This is a genomic window from Caulobacter sp. (assembly GCF_035254145.1).
GTDB lineage: Bacteria > Pseudomonadota > Alphaproteobacteria > Caulobacterales > Caulobacteraceae > Caulobacter.
On the sequence record NZ_DATFAV010000242.1, the window covers coordinates 32219 to 56162 of the forward strand.

The 23944-nt window shown below is 67.2% G+C and carries 22 protein-coding genes and 2 tRNA genes; 8 read left to right on the forward strand and 16 right to left on the reverse strand.

The window, feature by feature from the left end; genetic code table 11:
- Nucleotides 1-39 precede the first annotated feature (39 nt).
- On the reverse strand, nt 40-612 hold the full coding sequence (locus VJ655_RS14995; protein WP_324112412.1) for a protein-L-isoaspartate O-methyltransferase: 573 nt from the start codon (nt 610-612) through the stop codon (nt 40-42).
- Between the two features lie 294 nt (nt 613-906).
- Between VJ655_RS14995 and VJ655_RS15000 the strand changes: the two genes are divergently transcribed.
- The 3 genes from VJ655_RS15000 to VJ655_RS15010 all read left to right on the forward strand — a co-directional run bounded on the left by VJ655_RS15000 (nt 907) and on the right by VJ655_RS15010 (nt 4436).
- Complete coding sequence (locus VJ655_RS15000; protein ID WP_324112414.1) at nt 907-1086, forward strand: hypothetical protein; 180 nt, start codon at nt 907-909, stop codon at nt 1084-1086.
- Nucleotides 1087-1184: 98 nt separating this feature from the next.
- Nucleotides 1185-2258, forward strand: a complete 1074-nt coding sequence (locus tag VJ655_RS15005) for a glycosyltransferase family 4 protein (RefSeq protein ID WP_324112416.1) — start codon at nt 1185-1187, stop codon at nt 2256-2258.
- A 15-nt stretch (nt 2259-2273) separates the two neighbouring features.
- Nucleotides 2274-4436, forward strand: coding sequence for an amylo-alpha-1,6-glucosidase (locus VJ655_RS15010; protein ID WP_324112418.1), 2163 nt, complete (start codon nt 2274-2276; stop codon nt 4434-4436).
- A gap of 83 nt (nt 4437-4519) precedes the next feature.
- Here VJ655_RS15010 and VJ655_RS15015 read toward each other — a convergent pair.
- The 3 genes from VJ655_RS15015 to VJ655_RS15025 form a co-directional block, all read right to left on the reverse strand.
- Nucleotides 4520-4594 (reverse strand) — tRNA-Asn (locus VJ655_RS15015).
- A gap of 173 nt (nt 4595-4767) precedes the next feature.
- A tRNA-Asn gene (locus tag VJ655_RS15020) sits at nt 4768-4842 on the reverse strand.
- 217 nt (nt 4843-5059) lie between these two features.
- Entirely contained in the window at nt 5060-5767 is a 708-nt protein-coding gene (locus tag VJ655_RS15025; protein WP_324112420.1) for a glutathione S-transferase N-terminal domain-containing protein, read from the reverse strand.
- 168 nt (nt 5768-5935) lie between these two features.
- On the opposite strand from VJ655_RS15025, the gene VJ655_RS15030 reads away from it, so the two are divergent.
- Nucleotides 5936-6358 (forward strand): hypothetical protein, encoded by a 423-nt coding sequence (locus tag VJ655_RS15030; RefSeq protein WP_324112422.1) that lies wholly within the window; start codon nt 5936-5938, stop codon nt 6356-6358.
- Nucleotides 6359-6361: 3 nt separating this feature from the next.
- Here VJ655_RS15030 and VJ655_RS15035 read toward each other — a convergent pair whose 3' ends face one another.
- The 3 genes from VJ655_RS15035 to VJ655_RS15045 form a co-directional block, all read right to left on the reverse strand.
- Entirely contained in the window at nt 6362-6799 is a 438-nt protein-coding gene (locus tag VJ655_RS15035; RefSeq protein ID WP_324112424.1) for a VOC family protein, read from the reverse strand.
- A gap of 63 nt (nt 6800-6862) precedes the next feature.
- Nucleotides 6863-8791 carry an ABC transporter ATP-binding protein/permease gene (locus tag VJ655_RS15040; protein ID WP_324112426.1) on the reverse strand — a complete coding sequence of 643 codons (1929 nt, stop codon included), beginning with the start codon at nt 8789-8791 and terminating at the stop codon, nt 6863-6865.
- Complete coding sequence (locus VJ655_RS15045) at nt 8722-9543, reverse strand: hypothetical protein (protein ID WP_324112428.1); 822 nt, start codon at nt 9541-9543, stop codon at nt 8722-8724. Before VJ655_RS15045 ends, VJ655_RS15040 begins: the two co-directional genes overlap by 70 nt.
- 74 nt (nt 9544-9617) lie before the next feature.
- On the opposite strand from VJ655_RS15045, the gene VJ655_RS15050 reads away from it, so the two are divergent.
- Nucleotides 9618-10226: a TIGR00730 family Rossman fold protein gene (locus VJ655_RS15050; protein ID WP_324112429.1), complete on the forward strand. Its 609-nt coding sequence runs from the start codon at nt 9618-9620 to the stop codon at nt 10224-10226.
- 102 nt (nt 10227-10328) lie between these two features.
- A complete protein-coding gene (locus VJ655_RS15055) occupies nt 10329-10655 on the forward strand; it encodes a CC_3452 family protein (protein WP_324112431.1) in 327 nt (108 codons plus the stop codon).
- Between the two features lie 192 nt (nt 10656-10847).
- Here the strand turns inward: VJ655_RS15055 and VJ655_RS15060 are convergent, their stop codons facing one another.
- From VJ655_RS15060 to VJ655_RS15080, 5 genes are all read right to left on the reverse strand, one after another.
- The gene (locus VJ655_RS15060) at nt 10848-10970 is read right to left on the reverse strand and encodes a hypothetical protein (RefSeq protein ID WP_414646985.1); all 123 of its coding nucleotides are present in this window, start codon (nt 10968-10970) and stop codon (nt 10848-10850) included.
- Between the two features lie 381 nt (nt 10971-11351).
- A complete protein-coding gene (locus tag VJ655_RS15065) occupies nt 11352-12491 on the reverse strand; it encodes an acyl-CoA dehydrogenase family protein (protein WP_324112432.1) in 1140 nt (379 codons plus the stop codon).
- 185 nt (nt 12492-12676) lie between these two features.
- Nucleotides 12677-13891 carry an acyl-CoA dehydrogenase family protein gene (locus tag VJ655_RS15070; protein ID WP_324112433.1) on the reverse strand — a complete coding sequence of 405 codons (1215 nt, stop codon included), beginning with the start codon at nt 13889-13891 and terminating at the stop codon, nt 12677-12679.
- Nucleotides 13892-14041: 150 nt separating this feature from the next.
- On the reverse strand, nt 14042-14923 hold the full coding sequence (locus tag VJ655_RS15075) for a nicotinate-nucleotide--dimethylbenzimidazole phosphoribosyltransferase (RefSeq protein WP_324112435.1): 882 nt from the start codon (nt 14921-14923) through the stop codon (nt 14042-14044).
- A gap of 54 nt (nt 14924-14977) precedes the next feature.
- Nucleotides 14978-15325, reverse strand: coding sequence for a hypothetical protein (locus VJ655_RS15080; protein WP_324112437.1), 348 nt, complete (start codon nt 15323-15325; stop codon nt 14978-14980).
- Nucleotides 15326-15421: 96 nt separating this feature from the next.
- On the opposite strand from VJ655_RS15080, the gene VJ655_RS15085 reads away from it, so the two are divergent.
- A complete protein-coding gene (locus tag VJ655_RS15085; protein ID WP_324112453.1) occupies nt 15422-15640 on the forward strand; it encodes a DUF1289 domain-containing protein in 219 nt (72 codons plus the stop codon).
- Nucleotides 15641-15643: 3 nt separating this feature from the next.
- Here VJ655_RS15085 and VJ655_RS15090 read toward each other — a convergent pair whose 3' ends face one another.
- Nucleotides 15644-15979 (reverse strand): hypothetical protein, encoded by a 336-nt coding sequence (locus VJ655_RS15090; protein WP_324112439.1) that lies wholly within the window; start codon nt 15977-15979, stop codon nt 15644-15646.
- A gap of 278 nt (nt 15980-16257) precedes the next feature.
- Between VJ655_RS15090 and VJ655_RS15095 the strand changes: the two genes are divergently transcribed.
- Nucleotides 16258-16776, forward strand: a complete 519-nt coding sequence (locus tag VJ655_RS15095) for a TIGR02281 family clan AA aspartic protease (RefSeq protein WP_324112441.1) — start codon at nt 16258-16260, stop codon at nt 16774-16776.
- 3 nt (nt 16777-16779) lie between these two features.
- Here VJ655_RS15095 and dusA read toward each other — a convergent pair whose 3' ends face one another.
- The 3 genes from dusA to VJ655_RS15110 form a co-directional block, all read right to left on the reverse strand.
- Entirely contained in the window at nt 16780-17790 is a 1011-nt protein-coding gene (dusA, locus tag VJ655_RS15100; RefSeq protein ID WP_324112443.1) for a tRNA dihydrouridine(20/20a) synthase DusA, read from the reverse strand.
- 321 nt (nt 17791-18111) lie between these two features.
- Complete coding sequence (locus VJ655_RS15105; protein ID WP_324112445.1) at nt 18112-21279, reverse strand: amidohydrolase family protein; 3168 nt, start codon at nt 21277-21279, stop codon at nt 18112-18114.
- Nucleotides 21280-21335: 56 nt separating this feature from the next.
- A partial coding sequence (locus VJ655_RS15110) for a TonB-dependent receptor (RefSeq protein WP_324112447.1) occupies nt 21336-23944 on the reverse strand: 2609 nt, incomplete at its 5' end.

A 23944-nucleotide genomic window follows, 5' to 3' on the forward strand; every position in this document is an offset into this window, starting at 1 on the left:
TTTTTCACGCAGACGTTGCGGTGACGGGGCCCGGCGCCTTCAGAAACTGAAGCCGGTCTCGACCTCGAAGCCCGCCAGGATCGGAGGCGAGGCGTCGAAAGCCTGACGGCGGCCGACCCCGTCCTCGGCCCGCAGATAGACGACCGCGCGGCCGACTGGCCCGGTGCGCTCGATCACGCCAAGGCGGCCACCGACGGCGAGGGCGTCCTGCCAGGTCTTCGGCGCGGCCGCGACGGCGCCTTCGCAGACGATGACGTCGTAGCCGCCGCCCGGAACGGTCTTCAGGTCGTCACCTTCCAGGCGCGTGACCGACAGACCCATGGCCTCGAGCACGGCCGCGGCGTAAGGCGCGGCGATCGCCAGGGCCTTCTCGCCCTCGCGCGGCTTGAGGTTCTGCAGCAGCTTGCCCACTTCGCGCGGACGCAGCAGCCAGCGGCCCGGCGCGTATTCGATGTCGGCGTCGGCATAGGCCAGATAGGCCTTCGAGGCGGGCGTGACCGTCTCGCGCGCCACCACCCGCAACGCGTCCTGCAGCGGCAGATCGGTGACGTCGGCGGTGCGAATTTGGCTCTCGACCATATTCAGCCGCGCGGCGGCGAAGTCGGTGCTCATGGAATCCCTCGAAGGACTGGACTTTCGAGCAGGCTTATAGGTCTCCCGCTCGCCCGAAGGCAATGCGATCGCGGAAAGCCAACGGCCGAAAGAGCGCCGTACGATGGTCCCAAAAGCGCCAACAACGCGCCGCCCCATGGCGGAAAGACCAAAAGAACGGCGTTTTGCGCCGCGCAAACCATTGTCACGCAATGGCGATTGATCGCGACGCAAACGTGGTGAAGATATGGCTATCGGCGGCGTGTCCGCGGATGGGGGAGGAAGCCCGAACTTACGGCTTCATGGGGAACTGCCATGCTTGACGCGAAAGTGGTGATCGCCGCCGCGATCGTCGCCCTTGTGGTGATCTATTTCCTGCCGCGCATCGACACCCGGGCGCGCAAGGCCTACGGCCGCTGGCGCCGGCGTCGACGCGAGCTGCGCCAGCAGCGCCAGCGTGACGACCGCCTGGAGCGCGGGGTCTCGCCGCAATAGGGCGACAACAAGGCGGCCCTCGGAACCAATCGTGATCGACGGAACTCATCTTGGGCGGACCAGCGCCGCGCCCAGTTCCTCCGTCGAAAGTCCGCTTGATGAAGATCGCCCAGGTCACCCCGCTTTATGAGGCTGTTCCGCCGCGGCTGTATGGCGGCACCGAACGCGTCGTCTCCCATCTGACCGACGCCCTGGTCGATCTTGGCCATGACGTCACCCTGTTCGCCAGCGGCGAGGCCGAGACCAAGGCCCGTCTGATCGCGGTTCGCGATCAGGCCATCCGCCTGGACCCCGCTCCGCTGAAGTCGGACCTGGCCGCGCACATGGCCCAGATCGCCGAGGTCCGGACCCTGGCGGACGAGTTCGACATCATCCACTTCCATACCGACATGATACAGTTCCCGTTCTTCGCCGATCGGGCCGAACGCACCCTGACAACCCTTCACGGCCGACTGGATCTGAAGGACCTCCCGGCGGTCTACAAGCGCTGGCCGCAGTTTCCGCTGGTGTCGATCAGCGACGACCAGCGTCGCCCCCTGCCCTTCGCCAACTGGGCCGGCACGGTCCACCACGGCATGAGCGCCGACGTCTATCGACTGTCGAAGACGAGCCACGGCTACCTGGCGTTTCTGGGCCGCATCTCGCCCGAGAAGCGCCCGGACCGGGCGATCATGCTGGCCAAGCGACTGGGCAAGCGCCTGAAGATCGCCGCCAAGGTCGACCCCGCCGACCGCGCCTATTTCGAGGATAAGATCGCCCCGATGATGCTGGGCGACCCGCTGATCGAGTTCATCGGCGAAATCGGCGACGGCGAGAAGTCGGCGTTCCTGGGCGGGGCCGACGCCCTTCTCTTCCCGATCGACTGGCCCGAGCCCTTCGGCCTGGTGATGATCGAGGCCATGGCCTGTGGCACGCCGGTGGTGGCCTATCGCTGCGGTTCGGTGCCGGAGGTGATCGACCCGGGCGTGACCGGTTTCATCGTCGACAACGACGATGAGGCGGTCGAAGCGATCAAACAGGCGACTCTGCTGGATCGAAACCTGGTCCGTCGGCGTTTCGAAGAACGGTTCTCCGCCGAGGCGATGGCTCGGCGCTATGTCGCGCTCTACGAACAGCTGCGCGATGGCGCCGCTGTGTATCCGTCCTTGGTCGAGCTCGCCGCGAGCGCATGACATGAAGGAGGGGCCATGGAGAATCTCGCGCCGGCCATCGAGGCGCCGGTCGACTACGGCGTGACGGCTGAGGTCCGCGCGCCGCAGAATCTCTACGCCCTGAAAGACAAGGACACCTTCATCGTCGCCGATCAGTTCGGCGACATCACGGGCCAGGGCGATGGCCTATTCCACAATGACACGCGGATCCTGTCGTCCTTCCGCCTGACGCTCGGCGGTCATGCGCCATCGTTGCTGTCGGCCGCCGTCGCGCACGACAACGTCTTTTTCACCTGCAACGGCACCAACCAGGCGCTGCCCTATCCGGGCGGACCGATGGGCCCGCCGGGCGTGCTCCACATCGAGCGCAAGCGGTTCCTCTGGGGCGAACGGCTGTTCGAGCGGATCCGCTGCGTCAACTACAGCCGCGACGTGGTGCTGCTGCCGATGAGCCTGGAATTCGACGCCGACTTCCGGGACATGTTCGAAGTACGAGGCACGCCGCGGGTCCGCCGGGGCGTCAAGCGCCCGCCCCACATCGACGGTCGCCGCGTCGCCTACAGTTATATCGGCCTGGACGGGGTCGAACGATCCTCCGTCATCGCGTTCTCGGACGCGCCCTTCCGGCTGGGGCCTCACAAGGCCGAGTTCATGTTCACCCTGCAGGCCGAGGGCCAGACCGAACTCTATCTCGAGATCGGCGCGGTGGACGGCCATACGCCCAGCCGCGAACGCTTCCGCGACGCCGCCGCGCGGGCGCGCTGGGACATGCGCGCCAGACGGCGACATGGGGCGCGACTGAACAGCTCGGGCCGCCTCTTCAACGAGTGGCTCGGCAAGTCGCGGGCCGACCTGGCCCTGCTGACCACCAGGATGGAGACCGGCCCCTACCCCTATGCCGGCATCCCCTGGTTCTCGACCGCCTTTGGGCGCGACGCGATCATCACCGCCTGGCAGATCCTGTGGTTCGAGCCATCCCTGGCCAAGGGCGTGCTGCGTTACCTGGCGGCCCACCAGGCTCATGAGCGCTCCGCCTTCCGCGACAGCGCGCCGGGCAAGATCATGCACGAGACGCGCAAGGGCGAGATGCCGGCCTTGGGCGAGGTGCCGTTCGGACGGTACTACGGCGGCGTCGACACCACGCCCTTGTTCGTCGCCCTGGCCGACGCCTACCAGGCCCGCACCGGCGACGATCGGCTGATCGACGAGCTCTGGCCCGCCCTGGAGCGCGCCATGCACTGGATCGAGAACGACGGCGACACCGACGGCGACGGTTTGATCGACTATGCGCGCGGGCAGGACAGCGGCCTGTCGAACCAGGGCTGGAAGGACAGCGAAGATTCCGTGTTCCACGCCGACGGCCGCTATCCGTCGGGGCCGATCGCCCTGGTGGAGGTGCAAGGCTACGCCTTCGCCGCCTATCGCGGCATGGCCCGGCTGGCGGAACGCCGCGACGAGATCGGACAGGCGGCCATATGGCGCCACAAGGCGGAAACGCTGCGCCAAAAGGTCGAAACGCTGTTCTGGATGGACGAGCGAAACTACTACGGCATCGCCGTCGATGGTCAGGGACAGTTGTGCCGCGTGCTGTCCTCGAACCCGGGCCACCTGCTCTTCTGCGGCCTTCCGACGCCCGAACGCGCGCGCAAGGTCTCCGAACAGCTGCTCTCAGCCGACTTCAACTCGGGGTGGGGCCTGCGGACCCTGGCCGCCGGCGAGGCCCGGTTCAATCCGATCAGCTATCACAACGGCTCTGTCTGGCCGCACGACACGGCGCTGTGCGTCATGGGTCTGTCGCGGTACGGCGAACGGGACGGCGTGGTGAAGCTGACCTCGGCCCTGTTCGAGACCGCCAGTCGCATGAACATGCGCCTGCCCGAGTTGTTCTGCGGCTTTCCGCGCTCGCCGGGCGAGCCGCCTGTCGCCTATCCCGTGGCCTGCCTGCCGCAGGCCTGGGCGGCCGGCTCGGTATTCATGATGCTCCAGGCCTGCCTGGGCATCACGATCGACGCCAATCGCAACGAGATCGTGCTGGTGGATCCGCGCCTGCCCATCGGCATCGACCGGCTGCGCGTCGAACATCTGCGGGTGGGCGACGAAAGCGTGGATCTGACGTTCGAGCGCCAGGGAGACCGCGTCTCCGTCCACGCCGAAGGCGGCGCGCCGCTGACGATCCGTTCCAAGCCGGTGTGGGACTAGAGATTTCGGCGAAGGTCCGGAAGAGCTTGGCGGCGCGTGAGGCTTGTGGGCCGAATGTCCGGCGTCACAAATCTGACGTTGAGTGGCTCCGCGGGTAGGATTCGAACCTACGACCAGCCGGTTAACAGCCGGCTGCTCTACCACTGAGCTACCGCGGAACAGGTCGCTCTTCGAAGAGGCCGCGTGATAGCCGCCGCTTCGAGTCGATGCAAGCCAGACCGAAGACGAGACTGCGGTCATGAAGACGGATTGGGGCGCGAAAGCGCGCGGCACGTCCCGCGAACATCCGGTCCGAGATTTCGGAAAGCTTCTGAGCGATCAGAAGAAGGAGTGGCTCCGCGGGTAGGATTCGAACCTACGACCAGCCGGTTAACAGCCGGCTGCTCTACCACTGAGCTACCGCGGAACAGGTCGCTCTTTCGAAGAGGCCGGGTGATAGCCGCCTCCCCGCGGCGATGCAAGCGCCTTGTGCCAAAAAAGAAGCCCGGTCCTGGGACCGGGCTGTGGAAAGTCAGTGATGGTGGTGCGCCTTCAAAGAAGACGCCCCGAAACTCGGGCCTTTATGGTTAACCAGACCCTAATTCTTAACGCGCGAGCTAAAAGGTCGCAGGCGGGCGCTTTGGTCAGGCGGGGCGCTTGGGGATCTCCAGGCCGCGCTGCACGGCCGGACGCGCCATACCCGCTTCCAGCCATCGCGGCACGTGCTTGAGCGCGGCGTAGTCCACGAGCTCGCCCGCGCCGTAGAAGCCCACCAGGTTTCGCACCCAGCCCAGGGCCGCGATGTCGGCGATCGTATAGTCGTCGCCCATGATCCAGGCGCGGTCGGCCAGACGGCTCTCCAGAACGCCCAGCAGGCGCTTGGACTCGGCGACGTAGCGGTCGCGCGGACGCTTGTCCTCGTAGTCCTTGCCCGCGAACTTGTGGAAGAAGCCCAGCTGGCCGAACATCGGCCCGATCGCCGCCATCTGGAAGAAGACCCACTGCAAGGTCTCGTAGCGGGCCGCTGGATCGGCGTGCAGGAACTTGCCGGTCTTCTCGGCGAGATAGACGAGGATGGCGCCAGACTCGAACAGACCGATGGGCTTTCCGCCCGGACCGTTGGGATCGATGATCGCCGGGATCTTGCCATTCGGGTTCAGCGACAGGAACTCCGCCTCCCCGGTCTCGTTCTTGCCGATATCGATCATGTGCGGCTCGTACGGCAGCCCGGTCTCCTCCAGCATGATCGAGACCTTCACGCCGTTGGGTGTCGGAAGCGAATAAAGCTGGATCCGGTCGGGATGCTGGGCGGGCCAGCGGCGGGTGATCGGAAAGGCGGAAAGATCCGACATGCGGGTGAACCTCGTCTTCGGCTCCGGCGGCGGAGCCGTCCCGATTTGGCGTCTCCGGCCGGGCTTTTCCAGGGGCGCATCGGAACTCAAAACGCGCCGCGCCCGGCGGCGGCGCTTTTCCCGCTCGCCAAACCCCGCTATCGGGACCCCAGGGGGAACTACGAACACATGGCGACCGCTGACGATCATTGGCCGGAGACACTGAACCGGGTGACCGCGGCTCTCGACTTCGAGCTGACGGACACGAAGATCGGCGCGGCGACGACCAAGCCCAGCTTCGCGATGCGCACGTTCGCGCCCAGCGATCTGTCGGCCCTGCCCGCGCTGGTGGCCACCGCCGTTCACGCCGGCTTGGAAATCGACCGCCTGATCGCCGCGCCAGGCCCCGGCGCCTTCGACGCCCAGGCCCGCACCGTGCGCCTGGCCCTGGCCGAGGCGCTGAACATGGAGCCCCCCGGCGCCACCCGCTCGCCCTTCGTCACCGGTTACAAGACCGCCTACCGCCTGGAGCTGGCGCGGGTGATCTGGAAGGCCATCGCCGACGCCCCCGTCCGTCGGCTGGAAGAGCTGGCGCGCGCCCGGCTTGTTTGATCCCTACCAGACGCCGGTATTGGGCATCGAAGCCCACGGCTCGGCCGGCGGCAGGCTTCCGTCCTGAAGAAGCTCGACCGAAACGCCGTCGGGCGAACGGACGAACGCCATGTGGCCGTCGCGCGGCGGACGGTTGATCGTCACGCCCATGTCCATCAGGCGTTGGCAGGTCTCGTAGATGTCGTCGACGCGATAGGCCAGGTGGCCGAAGTTGCGACCGCCGGAATATTCCTCGTCGTCCCAGTTGTAGGTCAGCTCGACCAGCGGCGCCTTGCGCTCCTTGGCCAGTTCCACGTCCTCGGGCGCGGCGAGAAAGACCAGGGTGAAGCGCCCCTTGTCGTTCTCCATCCGGTACATTTCCTGGAGCCCCAGCCCCTCGCAATAGAACCGCAGCGAGGCGTCCAGATCGCGGACGCGGACCATGGTGTGCAGATAGCGCAAGGCAAAGCTCCCTGAAGCGGCGACGTCGCCGGTATAGCCCCCGGCTCCGACCCGCGAAATCCTCTAAACCGGTTCGCGTTCGCGCGTCTGGCGACGCCAGAGGGCCGCGTACTCGCCGCCGGCCTCCAGCAGCGCCTCGTGGCGGCCGCGCTCCACGATCTTGCCCCGCCGCAGGACCACGATCTCGTCGGCGTCGGCGATGGTGGAGAGGCGGTGAGCCACCACCAGGGTGGTGCGTCCCGCCCTCGCCTTGCGCAGCGTGGCCTGGATCGCCGCCTCGGTGCGGCTATCGAGCGCGCTGGTCGCCTCGTCCAGGATCAGCACCCGGGGCTTGGCCAGCAGGGCTCGGGCGATGCCGACTCGCTGGCGCTCGCCGCCCGACAGCTTCAGGCCCCGCTCGCCCACCTTGGTGGCCATGCCGTCCGGCAGGTTGCGGATGAACTCGCCCAGTTCCGCCGCCTCGGCCGCCGCCCAGATCTCGGCCTCGGTCGCTTCGGGCCGCGCGAAGGCGATGTTGGCCGCCAGGGTGTCGTTGAACAGGGCGACGTCCTGCGGCACCAGGGCGATCGCGTGACGCAGCGAGGCCTGGGTCAGGGCGCGCAGGTCGTGACCGTCCAGGGTGACCCGCCCCGCCTGGGGATCGATCATCCGCAAGGCAAGGCGCACCAGGGTCGTCTTGCCCGCGCCCGAGGGGCCGACGATGGCCACCGTCGTTCCCGGCGCGACCGTCAGGGAGACGTCCGTCAGCCCCTCCGAGCGCGCGCCATGCCGGAAGGAGACGTGCTCGAAGCTCACCGCGCCGCCCCGCTCGTCGGCGCAGGGGGGAAGATCACGGGCGTCCGGCGCGTCGGCGACATCGGCGGTCTGCCGGCGCAACTCCAGCATCGCTTCCATGTCGATCAGCGACTGGCGGATCTCGCGATAGGCGAAACCCAGGATGTTCAGCGGGGCGTAGAGGTTGATCAGGATCAGTACGGCGGCGGTGACGTCGCCGGGTCCGATCCGGCCCGCCGCCGCCTCGCTCCCCGCCAGCACGGCCATGCCGCCCAGCCCGACGCTCATGATCGCCGACTGCACGATGTTCAGCAGGTTCAGCGAGTTGGTCGCCTTGATCTGGGCCTCGCCATAGCGCTCCAGCGCGTCGCCATACGCGCCCACCGCCCGCGTCTCCGCGCCGAAGGACTTGACGGTCTCGTAGTTCAGCAGGGCGTCGACGGCGCGTCCGGCGGCCTCGGCGTCCGCCTCGTTCAGCGCCCGGCGATGACCGATCCGCCAGTCCGAAATCGCGAACGTCAGGTAGCCGTAGACCGCCACCGTGCCCAGGGCGACGGCCGCGAACCGCCAGTCATAGGCCTTGGCCAGCACGACGGCGGCCATCACCAGCTCGACGCCGGTCGGCGCCAGGTTGAACACCAGGCTGCGCAGCAGGAAGTCCATCGACCGCGCGCCTCGGTCGATGACTCGCGAAAGCGAGCCGGTCCGCTTGGTCTGGTGGAAGTCGATCGACAGCGACAGGGCGTGGGAGAAGGTCTCGACCGCCGCCCGCGTCTGAGCCGCCTGGGCGACGGGCGTGAAGATCGTGTCCCGGGCCTGGGGCGCGGCCGCGGAGACGAAGCGGACGAACGCCCACCCGACGGCCAAGCCCGCGAAGGCCCAGGTCACCGCGACCGCGGCGCCCTGCCCGGCCGACAGCTGATTGACCGCCTTGCCCAACATCAGCGGCGCGATCACGCCCAGAGCCTTGCCCGACAAGGTCAGGATCAGGGCCAGCGTGACCCGCCAGCGCAGGCCAGGCGCGCGCGAGCGCAGCACCAGCCGGACGAGATCGCCCATCGCGCTCCAGAATCGCACCGGCTGGTCAGCCTTGGCCACCGCGCCCGGCGTGGCCTCGCGTCCGGCCGAGGGCGGACCGCCCATGCCTCTCATCGCGCGCCGCCAATCAGCATCGTGGTCTGGACCCCACCGCCCGGCGTCATCCAGTCGATACGCCAACCCTGGGCGCCGCGCTCGGCGCGAACCGGACCGGAGACCAAGGGCGCGGGCGCCGAGCTGACCACCGACACCGCATCCTCGCCGCCCTCGCCCGCCACCTGGATGTCGTGAGAGCCCTGCGACAGGGAATCGCTCAGCGAGATGAAGAACCGTCCCTCGTCGTCGGCCCGCCCGCCGCCGCGGGTGACGCGATCGACCCTCACGTTCAGCCCCGCGCCGGGCGCGGCCACGCCGGAAACCACCGCCCCGCCCTCGCGATCCAGATCGATGGTCAGGATCCGCGGCGAGGAAGAGGCGGCGGTCAGGCTTCGCGCCCCGGCGCCCGCGCGCAGCAACGCCACCTCGCCCCCCTCGGCGACCATGACATAGCCCTCCGCCTGGACCGTGCGGCCTTCATGGGTCGTCGACAGGCCGAACAGCCGCACGCCGGCCTCGTGGGGAACCGACAGGCTCCAGCGGCCCTGGGCGTCAGACCGCCCAAGCACCACCTCGCCCGTCGGCGAGCCCAGGCGGACATCGGCGTCGGCCGCGCCCCGCCCCGACAGCGTCACCCCGCCGGCGGTCCGCTGCGCGCTCTCCAGGCTGGGCGGCGCCACATAGCCGGCCTCGGCGCTGTCGATCTTGTCCGCCGGCTTGACCTCGCCCTGGGGGCCGGGGCCGCAGGCGGCGAGCAGCACGGCGGTCAGCATCACGACGGCGGGCCCGGTCGCGACGATCGGCGACTTGCAACCCCTGAAGCGAATCCTGATCATGCGCCCTCAGATAAGAACGGTTCGAAGGCGCGCGAGCCCGCGCGCCTTTCGTCTTGTGTGTGGAGTGGACGACGATGCCCAACGAGTCTAGGCGCCTGGGCTCCGTCTGCGTCTATTGCGGATCCTCCGACACCGCCGACCCCAGCTATATCGTCGACGCTCACATGATCGGCGAAAGCTTCGCCAAGGCCGGCCTGAAGCTGGTCTATGGCGGCGGCGGGGTTGGGCTGATGGGCGCCACGGCGCGCGGCGCCCATGCCGCGGGCGGGACGGTGTTGGGGATCATCCCAAACTTCCTACGCGGCCGCGAGCAGCCGTTCGACGACGTCGAAACCGTCATCGTCGACACCATGCACGAACGGAAGATGCTGATGTTCGAGCGCTCCGACGCCTTCGTCGTGCTGCCTGGCGGTATCGGCACGCTGGAGGAGATCGTCGAATTGCTATCTTGGCGTCGTTTAGATCTTCACCAGAAGCCGATCGTGTTCCATAACCCGCGCGGCTTCTGGGATCCCCTCTTCGCCCTGATCCGGCATACGATCGACCAGGGCCTGACCCCGCCCAGCCTGGCCCAGGCCTGGCGCACGGTCGAACGAGCAGAGGACGTCACCCCCGCCCTGCTGGCCTGGGACGGCGAAATCGACGTCGCCGGCGCGCCGGACACGCTTCGCCGGTTGACTTAGTTTCTAAAAAAGACGCACTATGGCGATGAGCCTGCGACCCTTGCGGATCGTCGGCTCGTGCGCCGGAACTCCCATCCGGCGCGGGGATAGGAGACCAAGGAAATGCGTACCGCTGCTTTCGCGGGCCTGACGGCCTGCGCCCTGATGGCTGGCCTGCTGGCCGGCCCCGCCTTCGCCGCCGATAGCGAAGGCGCTTGGCTGAAACTGAAGACCCCCTCTTCGACGGACCACTTCATCCAGGACGGTTCGGTCTGGCGCTGCACGGGCGACGTCTGCTCGACGACCAAGGTCCGGGCCCTGCCCGTGGCCCGCGCCTGCCGCAAGCTGGCCGGCCAGCTGGGTGAGCTCTCGGCGTTCAACTATCGCGGCGAACCGCTGGACGACGCTGCGATCACCGAGTGCAACACCGCGGCCAAGCCCAAGGGTTAACCCCCTCGATCAAGGCGCAAGAGCCTGTCTGGTTTAGATGGAACCATCTAAACCAGATAAACAGGCTCTTCTTCTTACATTTAGAGCGCGTCCGGGCGGGTTAGCCGCTTACACCTAATCCTAACGCGCTCTAGCAAGGGCCTCCGCCGGGCGACCGGCGGAGGCCTCTTTCTTTGGAAAAACGGCTGGGGCCTACTTGCGCCCGAAAAGCTTGGACAACAACGAAGCCGACTTCGCGCTGGGCCGGCTTCCCACCAGCATCCCGCCCATCAGGGCGAACGAAAACATGGCGTGGTTCATCTTCGATACGTTCATGGCGGCGTCTCCCAGACTTGCCGTTAGGACCAGGAGACGCGCGCGGCTTACAGGGGCGTTCCCCTCCTAGTCGTCAGCGCGTCATGGGTAAAGGATGGCCCCATCCCCGTGCGACGCAAGAAAAATAATCCGTATAAGGATGATATCAGCCTGCGGATGATCTCGGCTCAGCGCGCTGAATTTGCTCAGCTATTCAATCCGTACACGGCGATATTTTTCACAAACCTGAGCGCTGCAAGGCTTTGCGGCGCTCGAACCTCTCGCCGACACCTCCGGTTGGCTTGGCGAAACCGCCTCCCGCGCGCCGCGCACGAAAAAGCCGCCCGCGTCGGCGTGACGCAGGCGGCTTCATCGTTTCGGACCCGTTGTTCCGTGCGCGGTTTACGCCGCGGCGTCGAACGACAGGGATTCGTAGCGCTTCAGGTGATGGTCGACCGAGCCGAACAGCCCTTCGATCAGGCTGGCGCGCTTGAAGTAGTGGCCGATGGCCAGCTCGTCGGTCATGCCCATGCCGCCATGGATCTGGATGGCGTTCTGGCCCACGAACTTGCAGGCGCGTCCCACGCGAACCTTCATCGCCGAAACGGCCTTGGCGCGCTCGGCGGCGCTCTCGTCGACCTTGATGGTGGCCATGTAGGTCATCGACACCGATTGCTCGACCTCGATGAACATGTCGACCATGCGGTGCTGCAGCACCTGGAAGTTGGCGATGGCGGTGCCGAACTGCTTGCGCTGCTTGGCGTAGTCCAGGGTGCCTTCGTGCAGCTTGCGCAGCACGCCGACGGCCTCGGCGCCGACGGCGGCGGTGGCCTCGTCGATCACCTTGTTGACCAGCGACAGGCCGTCTTCGGCGATCAGCGCGTCGGCCGGAACCGAGACGTTCTCGAAATAGACTTCGGAGGCGCGGTTGCCGTCGACGGTCGGATAGTCGCGCGTGACGACGCCCGGCAGGCTCTTGTCGATCAGGAACACCCCGACGCCGCCGCTGTCGCGCTGGGCGCCGCCAGTGCGGGCCGTGACGATCAGGTGCGTGGCGAACGGCGCGCCGACGACCACGGCCTTGTGACCGTTCAGGACCCAGCCCGAGCCGTCCTTCTTGGCCGTCGTCTTCAGGTCCTGCCACGTGTAACGGGCCTGGGGTTCGGCGTAGGCGAAGGCGATGGTGGTGGTCCCGCCGATGATCCCCTCGATGACCGAGGCGGCGTTGGCGTGGCCCGAGTGCTTCAGGAAGCCGCCGCCGATCACCACCGTGCCCAGATAGGGCTCGATGACGAGCGCCTTACCGAACTCCTCCATGACGATCATATTGTCGATCGCCCCGCCGCCCAGGCCGCCCAGATCTTCGCTGAACGGCGCGCCCAGGATGCCCAGCTCCTCGGCGAAAGCCTTCCAGTAGTCGGCGCGCCAACCGCTGTCGGAATTGACAATCTTGCGGCGGGTCTCGAAGTCGTACTTGTCCTGCAGGAAGCTCGCGATGGTGTCGCGGAGCATCGACTGTTCTTCGGTGAAATTGAAATCCATGAGGGACGTTTCCTCTTATGGTTCCCCGTCAGGGGTTTGATTGTTGTTCCCGAGCCCTTCTCCCCTTGCGGGAGAAGGTGGCGTCCGAAGGACGTCGGATGAGGGGTCGCGCGGGCCGCGCCCAGAAACCCCTCATCCGTCGCTTCGCGACACCTTCTCCCGCACGGGGAGAAGGAAGATGAGGATCAGAGCCCCAGCACCATCTTGGCGATGATATTGCGCTGGATCTCGTTGGAGCCGCCGTAGATCGACGTCTTGCGGACGTTGAAATAGGTCGGCGCGGCGCGGTGGGCGAAGTCGGGGCCGATCGGGTGGGCGTTGTCGCCGTCGGTCGGGAAGCCGCGGAAGTACGGCGCGCCGTAGTGGCCGGCCGCCTCCAGCACCAGTTCGGTTATCCGTTGCTGGATCTCGGTGCCCTTGATCTTCAGCACGCTGGACTCCGGACCGGGACCCTTGCCGGCCGCCTCGCCCGCCAGGGTGCGCAGCTCGGTGTATTCCAGAGCCGTGAGGTCGATCTCCAGTTCGGCGACCTTGCGCTTGAACATCGGATCCTTGATCAGGGCCGAGCCGTCGTCGCCCAACTCAGCCGAGGCGATCTGGCGGATCCGCTCGATGCCGCGCTTGGAGCGCGCCACGCCGGCGATGCCGCTGCGTTCGTGGGCCAGCAGGAACTTGGCGCAGGTCCAACCCTTGTTCTCGTCGTAGATGCGATTCTCGACCGGCACCTTGACGTTCTCGAGCCAGACCTCGTTGACCTCGTGCTCGCCGCCCAGGGTGATGATCGGGCGCACGGTCACGCCGGGCGACTTCATGTCGATCAGCAGGAACGAGATGCCTTCCTGGATCTTGGCGTTCGGGTCGGTGCGGACGAGGCAGAAGATCCAATCGCCGTGCTGGGCCAGGGTGGTCCAGGTCTTCTGGCCGTTGACCAGGTAATATTCCTTGCCGTCGTCGCCGGTGAAGCGCTCGGCCTTGGTCTTCAGGCTGGCCAGGTCCGAACCAGCGCCCGGCTCGCTATAGCCCTGCGACCACCAGATGTCGCCCGACAGGGTCGGCGGCAGGAAGCGTTCCTTCTGCTCGGGCGTGCCAAAGGTGTAGATCACCGGCCCGACCATGTTGATGCCGAACGGCAGGATCGGCACGCAGTCGGCGCGGGCGGTCTCTTCCGACCAGATGTAGCGCTGCACCGAGGTCCAGCCCGGACCGCCGTACTTTTCCGGCCAGGCCGGGGCGACCCAGCCCTTCTTGGCGAGGGTGCGGTGCCAGGAGAGGAAGTCCTCCTTGGCCATCTCCTCGCCCTCTTCCTGCTTTTCCCGCAGGCCCGCCGGATAGTTCTGCGCGATGAAGGCGCGGACCTCGTCGCGGAAGGCGAGGTCCTCGGGCGAGAAGTCCAAATTCATGGCGAGCTCCCGTTCAGCCGGCCCTTCTCAGGAAGGCCGTTATTGCGTTTCGGGCGCCACGATAGATGTCGAACGAATGTTTGGAAAGATGACGTTAGCGTCAACGGAAGTGAATATGATCCACGTTCACTTAGATCGGCCGGAACCGGCCTAGCGAACCTCGCAGGCCAGCTTGACGAGAGCCAGGGCCGAGGCGCCGCCAACCCCTTCCTCGTCGACCGTATCGAGCGCCAGAAGCGGCCGCTTGTCGAGGATTTCGAGTAGTCGCGCATGGCCCTTGGTCGGGCTGACGTGAGCGGCCAGGCAATGATCGATCGCGGTCGACTCGACGGCGCGCAGGATCGCCGCGGCCGCGCAGGCGGCGTAGCCGTCCAGCAGCACCGGAACCTTCTGGACGCGCGCGGCCAGGATCGCCCCGACGACGGCGGCGGTTTCGCGCCCGCCCAGTTGGCGCAGGATCTCAAGCGGGTCTTCGCCCATGCCCTCGGCCTTGGCCCGCTCGACGGCGGCGGCGACCGGCTCGGGATCGTCGCTCCAATCGGAAGCCTCGCCCCCAAACAGGGCCAGGCACACGGCGGCGGCCGTGCGCGCGGGTTCGGCGGCGATGACTCCGGGGATCAGCAGGTCGGGCTGCTTGGCCAGGGCCTCCATGCCAAAAGCCATGGTGGCGGCGGCCTCCTTCTCACTCATCGACGGCTGCCCCACGAAGTCCGGCGACGGACGGTCGATGGCCAGGTCGAAGGCCTCCAGCCCAGCGCCTTGCACGCCGGCCAAACGCGAGACGGTGGCGCCGCCCGAGGCGATGGCCTCCAGGCGATCGCGGGCCCAGCCACGGGGGCCGACGTCCTTGCGCGCGCCGGCGTAGAGGGCCACGACCGGCCGGTTGACGGCCGGCGGGCTCTTGCCGCTCCAGGCGGTGAGCCAGGCCGAAATCTCGGCGAGCCGGCCGCCCTGCTCCAGCGTCGGCGACGGACCCGGCGCGGGCGGCGAAACGGCGAGCTGGCGGATGTCGGCGAAGGGGGAAGCGGTCATGAGCGCGGACTTAAACCCGTCCGCGCCCAAAGCAACCCCTCAACGCTTTAAAGGCTAGGACGCGGCGACCTGGGCGCTCAGGTAGACCTTGCAGACGCCATCGCGCTCGGCCAGCAGCTTGGCCTTGCGGATCTCGTCCTTGGTCTTGCCCTGGCGGGTGGCTTCGGCCCGCAACGAGACGCCCCGATCGGTGATGGCGCTGCCGCGGCCAAATTCCTGCGACTTGATCTGGGCGGCCAGATCGCCGGTCGGCAGTTCGCCCAGCGCGGCCGACTGAGCCAGGGCCAGGCAGCGGTTGGCCTGCAGGTATTGGCCGTCCGTCCAGCGCGCCTCGCCGGCGAAGGCTGGCGCGGCCGAGGCGGCGATGATGGTCGCGAGGGTCGAGACGATGATCTTGCGCATGATTTTCTCCCGAATTTCGACACGGGTCCGCCCCCGCCGCCGACGCTTGCGCCTCGGCGGCGGAACGGAGATGCTTGAAGAATGACGACCGAACCGGTGACGCCGGCCGCCAAACCGCCCCGCCCCATCGCGACGCCTTGCGTGAAGGTGTGCGCGGTGGATGGCGCGACCGGCTATTGCCTGGGCTGCCGCCGCACCTTGCCGGAGATCGCCGGCTGGGCGCGGCTCAGCGACGAGGAGCGCGCGGCGATCATGGCCGCCCTCCCTGATCGTCCAGACCCGATGGTCACGCTGATGGCGGCCACCCGGGGCTGAACCTTACTGGGCGGCCTGTGAGGCCGTCAGGAAGCCGGCGCAGACGCTTTGACGCTCGGCCAGCAGCTTGGCCTTCTTGGCGCCGTCTGCGGTGTCGGCCTTGCGGCGGGTGGCGATCATTTCGCTGGTGGCCGAAACCCGGACCGAAGGCTTGCGGCCGGCCGATTCCTTGCTGAGGAACGCTTCGAGCGACGTGGTGTCGAGCTTGCCTAGGTTTTCGGACGCCGCGAGGGCGCTGCAGCGCGAGGCGGCCAGGAACTGCTTGTCGGTGACGCTGGATTGAGCGTGGGCGACGCCCGCGAAACTCACGGCGACAAGCGCGATGACGACTTCTTTCATGGCGATACTCCCTCTGTAGGCCAACTCATCTATGGCCAGAGGCAATAGCGCCGAGATCAGTATTCGCATAATTAAATCAAAGACAGGATTTCCATTACATCTATGTAATACTTCGAATTAAATTCGCGTAATGAATATAGGAGGCATCGAAAGCCCGCCCTTCCGGCCGCCGTGGTCGGCGCGCGAAAAATCTCCCGCGGGATTCATGCCTTGAAAACGCCTGGCTTCTAATGATTTGGAGAATGCCGCAGAAGCGGCCTTGGAGCCGACAAGGCGGGATGTCTTCGATGTTGAGGTTCGCGGCGATCGCGCTGGTGGGCGCCTTGTCAGCGGTTGGCGCGGCAAAGGCCGTCGTGTCGCTGGACGACCTGCGCCACCCGGAATTGCGCGCGCCCTCGGCCGCCTCGGCCACCCTGGGCGGCGCCGAAGGCGGCGCGGCCCAGATCACCAAGGACAGCGACGGCCATTTCTGGGCCCAGGCCGCCGTGGACGGTCATGCGGTCCGCTTCCTGGTCGACACCGGCGCCACCGCCGTTTCGCTCAGCATGGCCGACGCCCAGCGCCTGGGCATCGACACCAGCAAGCTTAACTACGACTACAACGTCATCACCGCCGACGGTCGGACCCGCGCCGCCTCGGTTCGCTTGGCCAGCGTCGCCATCGCCGGCGCGCGCGTCCGCGACGTCGACGCCCTAGTCATCGAGAAGGGCCTCGAGAACTCGCTGCTGGGCATGAGCTATCTGGGCCGTCTGTCGCGGTTCGAGGCCACTCCGAACTCGCTGATCCTGCACCCTTAGATCTTAAGCCGCCGGCGCCGTGCGCTCGTCACGCGAGGCCAACGCCACGCGCACGGCCTCCAGGGCGCGATCGACGACATCGAGGCCCGCGCCCGGCTTGACGCCCTCGACGGTCAGGATGCGGCGCCAGGCCCGCGCGCCCGGCAGGCCGTGGAACAGCCCCAGCATGTGCCGGGTCATGGCCGCCAGATGCGTTCCCGTCGCCAGTTCGCGCGCCAGGTAGGGTCGATAGCGCTCGACCGCCTCGAAACTGTCGACGTCCTCGACGTCGAGGCCGAACACCCGCCGGTCGACCTCGCCCAGCAATCCCGCCTCGTGATAGGCCGCCCGCCCGAGCATCACGCCGTCGACATGCTCGAGGTGCGCGAGCGCCGCGTCGACGCTCGGCACGCCGCCATTGATCACGATGGTCAGGTCCGGCCGCTCGCGCTTGAGCCGGTACACGAGCTCGTAGTCCAGCGGGGGGATATCCCGGTTCTCCTTGGGCGATAGCCCCTGCAGCCAGGCCTTGCGGGCATGGACCACGAAGCTGTCGATCCCAGCCGAGGCGCAGCGGTCGACCAGGGTGAACAGGCTCTCTTCCGGATCTTGGTCGTCGACCCCGATGCGGCACTTCACCGTGGCCGGGACCGTCACCGCGTCCTTGATCGCGGCCATACATTCGGCCACCAGGTCCGGCTCGCGCATCAGGCAGGCGCCGAACCGGCCGCTCTGCACCCGGTCGGAGGGGCAGCCGACGTTCAGATTGATCTCGTCATAGCCCCAGTCCTCGCCGATCCGCGCGGCCAGGGCCAGTTCGGCCGGATCCGAACCGCCCAGTTGCAGCGCCACCGGATGCTGCCCCGGCTCGAAGCCCAGCAACTTGTCGCGGTCACCATGCGCCACGGCCCCGCTGGTCACCATCTCGGTATAGAGCAAGGCCTCCGCCGACAGGACCCGGTGCAGCGACCGGCAGTGCCGGTCGGTCCAGTCCATCATCGGCGCCACAGAGAACCTATTAGCCTTAAATTTCATAACTTCTATCGTATATTCAATGAATTAAACCCACAAAAAGGCGCCGCCAAAAACACGCTGCATCCCGCATCTTTTCGCTACGTTTCGACGCCTCACTGTTCACATGGCGTACACGAAAATGGCCACCTTCGTGAATCTGCCTTCGAGATCATGGTGCGCCATCATCCGTCGGAAGGGCCGCTATATAAGCGAGACGTTCAAACTGCGCGAGGACGCGCGGCGTTGGGCCACGGCGCAGGAAAGCGCGATTGTCAGGGGGCCGGCTGATCGCAGCGACCGGCCCCCGTCCTGCGGGGCGACTAGGCGAGCGGCTCGGGCCTTCTACACCCGCAGGCTCATGGTCGGGGCGAAGCCGCAGGCGCCATCGCAGCACGAGGCGCGCGCCTGGGACAGGAAGTCCGGCTCGTGCCACCAGTACTCGGACGCGGCTTCGCAGACGAAGCGCCGTCCGCCCGCCAGGCTCGCCTGCTGGTTCGCGCCAGCGAACGGTCCGATCAGGTCGCTGATCGTGTAGACGGTCCCGTGCTTGATGACCTTGGACACCTTGGCGGCGTCCTCGATCCGGGAGAGCGGATCGCCATCGACCAGCGTCAGGTCGGCATAGGCGCCGGGCGCGATCATGCCCAGCGGTTCGTCCAGATACTCGCCCGAGGCGCTGGTCGCCGTGACCAGGGCCTCGAACGGGGTCATGCCATAGCGCACCATGGCCCGCAGGTTCATGTGCAGGCTGACAGCGTTGAAGTCGATCGGCGAGTCCGTGCCCGTCGTGATCCGCCCGCCCGCTCGAACGGTGCGGGCCACCTCGGCGACGTTGCGCGACAGCGAGGCCAGGATCACCGAGCGGTCCATGGCCTCCATCTGCTTGGCCCGCTCCAGCAGGCGCGCATATTCCCAGGGCGGATAGAGCGCCTTCACGCGCGGATCGTCGACCAGGGACCGGTCGTCTCCGAACAGCGCGGTCGAGGTGAACAGGGTCGGCGTTCGCGCCGCCTTGCTGGTCACGAAGGCGGCGTTGACGTCCTGATAGATGTTCCCCAGCGCGCTGACGGTGCGGGAATAGCCGGTGCGGCTGGTCGCCCCCAGGTGCTCCATACCGTCCATGCCAAGGCCCAAGGCCGGGTAATGATAGTGCGAGGTCAGCGGCAGACCTTTGGCGTGGGCCCAGGCGATAACCTCTTTCTGGCGCTCGCCAGAAAGGCGGACGTAGGTCTTGATCAGGTCGTAGGACAGCGCCTCGGCGCGCTGCATCTCCAGCGCCATCTGGCCGGGCTCGGTCACCGGGCGCATGAAGTTGTAGAAGATCCGCGACCCGTCGATCGCCTCGCCAGTGGCGTAGTAGCGGGGGCCGATCCGCTTGCCGGACTCGATCGCCTCCTGGTCTTCGACGGTGTGATAGGCGGGGCCGCCGGGCGAACGGGTGGTGGTGACGCCCAGCGACAGCCAAAGCCGCCCTTCCCGGTCGCCATAGCCGTAGCCCTGCATCTGGCGGTGAGTGTGCATGTCGATCAGGCCGGGCATCACCGTGCCGGTCGGCGCCTCGACCACCGTCACGTCGCTGGCGACCGCGCCGCGCGGTCCGATCCCGGCGATACGGCCGCCCGAGATCAGCACGTCGACATCCTTGCGCACCTCCGGCGACTTGCCGTCCCAGAGCCTGGCGGCCCGAACGACCATCCGCTCCTTCGGGCGGACGCTGGCCCAGGTCAGGCCGTGCGGTACGGTCCGAGGCGCGCCGCCCGCGGCGGAGATCAACTTCAATTGGCCGGCCGAGATGTAGATCAAGCTCTTGCCGTCGCCGCTCCAGCTGACGGCGTCGGTGACCTCGTCGTTCAGGGCCTTGGGCGGCCCCAGCAGCTTGCCGGTCTCGTCCACGGGCGAGACATGCAGGCGGCTGGCGAAGACATAGGCCAGACTCTTGCCGTCAGGCGACCAGACGGGGCCGTCGTCCCCGCGCGTCCCCAGCGACCGGTCCGGCAGGATCGGCGCATAGGTCCCCTTCCCCGTCGCGACATCGACGGTGAGGATTTCACTGAGGCCCTCGCGGAAGCGGGCCGAGTAAGGCTTGAAGGCGGCGTAGGCGATCGTCTTGTCGCCGGGGCCCCAGGTCGGTTTGCCCGGCTCCCACAGGTCGCCGTAGATCCGGCGCGTCTGGCCCGTCGCGACGTCGGCGACGAACAGCCCGCCATTCTGGCTCAGGAAGGCGATCGACTTTCCGTCGCGCGACCACGCGCCGGACACCGCGGCGCCGTCGAAATGGGTCAGCTGGCGGCTAACGCCCGTGGCGGTATCGCGCAGCCAGATGTCGAGCGTACCGCCCTTGTCGGTGGAATAGGCCAAGGTCTTGCCGTCCGGCGACCAGGCCGGATCGACCTTGTAGAATGCATCCTTGATCAGCGGCTTGGCCGGCCCGCCGCCGATATCGAGCAGGTAGAGGTCGTTGAGCGCGCGGAACACCACCTGGCGGCCGTCCGGCGACAGGGCCGGGCTGCCGATGCCGACCACCGGCCGGATCTTGGTCGACAGGAAATCGCGGCTCTTCTTCGTGTAGCGCGGCGTCAGCACCGGCACAGTGGCGGCGAAGGCCACCGTGCTCACGTCACCGCCCAGCTTGCGCAGCTTGATCTTGCCGTCGGCCGTGTAGAGCAGCGCCCCGTCTTTCAGCCACGAGGGGCGGAATGGGAACACGTCCTCGCCCGCGACCACGACGCCGGCCGCGTTCCGCAGCTCCGCCTTGCCGTTCTCGATCGCGGTGAAGACCACGTCCTCGCCATCGGGCGTGAAGGCGGGACTGGCCAGGGAGGCGGCGTTGAAGCGGTCGGCCGACGGCTTGACCTTGGCGACGGTCCGGCGAGCGCCATCCACGGCCTGGACGTCGATGCGGACCTTGTCGACGGTGAAAACGATGCTCTTGCCGTCCGGCGACCAGGAGGGCTCGAATTCGTCGCCAGGACCGGTGCTGAACGCGGTGAGCGCCCCACTGGCGACATCCAGCAGATGCACGCCATAGCGCCCGCCCCGATCGCTGGAGAGGGCGATGGTCTTGCCGTCCGGCGACCAGCGCGGCTCGCGACAGTCGAAGGCTCCCTTCGTCAGTTGTTTCAGGCCGCGCCCGTCAGCCCCGATGGTCCAGACGTGAAAATTCCCGTCGCGATAGGACTGGAAGGCGATGGTCTTGCCGTCGGGCGACCAGTCGGGCTGGGCGATCTCGTAAATCTCGTCGGTCAGTCGTCGCGCTAGGCCGCCCTCGATCGGGACCAGCCACAGCATGGCGTAGACGTCGAACGCCACGGTCTTGCCGTCGGGCGAGACCCTGGCGCAGATGTTGGTGCCTTCGGTTGCGGTGACCTGCCGGGTGTCGGCGGCGAGAGGCTGATCGGCCGCCTTCGCCCCGGACGGCGTCAACGCCGCGGCGCTCGAGGCGGCGATGGCGCCGCCGCCGAGCGAAAACAGACGACGTCGGCTGACGCCGCGCTTGGAGCTCTTGGTCATCGTCAACTCGCAAAAAAGAGCCGGCCCGGGGGCTGCCGGACCGGCTTGAGGCAATCCTAGAACCGGGCGGCGACGCGGGCGTAATAGAAGCCGCCGCTGATCCCGTACGGAGCGTACTGATTGTAGTAGGCGAAGGCGGGCGTGCCGCGATTGGCGGCTCGGACGCTGTCGGGATAGGCGTCCAGCAGGTTGTTGGCCCCGATGCTGACGGTGATGGCCTTGCTGACCGCGTAGCTCAGATCCAGATCGACGATCAGCTTCGGCGACACCGTCTCGTCATTGGCGGCCAGGGAGGTGCGCTGAATGACCTCGCCATAGCGGGTCAGACGCAGGTTGGTGTCGAGTTGCCCGAGGGTCCAGTCCGCGCCCAGGATGTACTTGTCCTTGGGCGTGCCGACCGTCAGGTCGCCGATCTTCACGCGATCGATATAGACGATCCCCGCCGCCGCCAGCGCCGGCGGCGGTTGGACGACGCGCGTGAACTCGTTCTTGGTGTGATTGGCCGAGAACGTCCAGCGCACCGAACCGAAGTCGCCCAGGTCGGTCTTGTAGTCGACCACGAGATCGACGCCGCGGGTCTTGGTGTCGGCGAAGTTGCCATAATAGAACGCGGCCTGCTGCGGGTTCAGGTTCTGGCTAGCCAGGGCGTTGCTGACGGCCGCGTTGGGACCCAGCGTGCCGCTCTGCAGGATCCGGTTGTCGATCTTGATCTGGTAGACGTCGAGCGTGACGTTCATCCGCGGCAGCGGCTGGGCGACCAAGCCGACCGAATAGTTGACCGACTTCTCGGGACGCAGCGGCTTGGCGCCCAGGGCGATGGCGGCCGGGTTGTCCGGTGGCAACAGTTGCACCGGATAGAGTTGGGTCGTCGTCGCCGGCGGCACGATCACGCCGATGGTGCTGGAAGAGGCGTAATGCTGCTGCTGCAGGGACGGTGCGCGGAAGCCGGTGCTGGCCGTGCCCCGGATCGCCAGATGCGGCAGGACCGCATAGCGGCTCGACAGCTTGAAGGTCTTGGCGTTCCCGAAGTCCGAATAGTGCTCGAAACGCCCGGCCAGAGCGAATTCGAGCTGGTCGGTCACCTTCTGCTCGACGTTCACATAGGCCGAGATGTTGTCACGCGAGAACGACCCGGCGGAGAACGGCGGGAAACCCGTCACGCCCTGCGAGCCGCCAGCGAAGACCACGCCGGCCTGCGGGCTGCCGGCCGGCGCGACATAGCCGCCGTTGATGTAGGAGGCCGGTTCGCCGGCGACGATCTCGAACTTGTCGTCGCGATACTCCGCGCCCAACGCCAGGAACAGCGGCCGCGAGAAGACGCCGGTGTCGATCTCGCGCGTCAGGTCGAGGTTGGAGGTCCATTCCTGGAACTTCAGCGTGCCCAGATAGAAGTAGCTGGGGCTGGACGGGCCGAGCGACGCGTTCAGCGAGTTCTCGTAGTAGTCCACGTCGTCGCGGCTGAAGGTCGTCGACAGGTCCCAGTCAAAGCCCAGGAGATCGAGTCCCTTGGCGCCGGCGGCGACCTGGAAGTCGCGGTCCTTCAGGAACAGGCGCGGCGTATAGCCGTCCGGATAGACGGCGACATTGTTGTTGCTGGCGTTCGGGTTGCGGAAGGTCAGCCAGGCGGCCGTGTTGCGGCTCGAGAAGGTTCCGAACGAATAGAGGTCGATCTTGTCGTTCAGGGGCGAGCCGGCGCTATAGCCCAGCGAGAACAGCTGCACCTGCGGCGAACCCGGGTGGCTGGTGTGGCGATTGGCGGTGGCCTCGCGCGGATCCGGCGTCGAACCGGCGGTCCCGACCTTGACCGGTTGGCCGGCGGCGTTGAGCGGGAAGTACATCACCGTGGTGTTCAGCGTCTTGTCGCCCCGATCGGTCGGGTCGGTGAGGCGCACGTCCGCGGTCAGGTTCAGGTAACCGCTCTCGCCTAGCTTCATGCCGAGATTGCCGGAGAACTGTCCGGTCTCGCCGTCGCCCTCGGCGGTCTTGCCGTAGAGCGCCGTCATCGAGCCGCCCTCGGGGCTCTTCTTCAGGATGACATTGATCACGCCGGCCAAGGCGTCAGAGCCGTACTGGGCCGAAGCGCCGTCGCGCAGCACCTCGATCCGCTCGATCGAGCTGGAGGGGATGAGGTCGAGATCGGGCGGCGACTGGCCGTTCTGGGTCGTGCCGTTGACGAACAGGATGGCGGTGTTGTGCCGACGCTTGCCGTTCACCAGCACCAAGGTCTGGTCAGCGGAAAGACCGCGCAAGGACACCGTCTTGATCGCGAAGCTGGCGCCGGCGCCGCTGTTGGAGGTGTTGGCCGAGGGCACCAGGGTCGAGATCAGGTCGCGCGTCGACTGCTTGCCGCTCTTGGTCAGTTCGGCGGACGAGATCACATCGATCGGCGCCATGCTTTCCGTCACGGTTCGCGACGTCGAGCGCGTGCCAGTGACGATGATCTCCTCGATGACGCTGGGCTTTTCCGGCTCGGTCGGAACCGGATCGGCCACGGGCGCGAGCGGCGCGGCGGCGGCGGCGGCCCACCGGGTGCGGATCAGCCGCGAGCGCGGCGGCGCCAGGATGATGGTCTTGCCGTCGTTCGAGACAACCGTCAGGTCAGAGCCCGCCAGCAGGCGATCGAGCGCTTGGTCGAGCGAAAGAACACCGCGAACCGGCGCCGTCC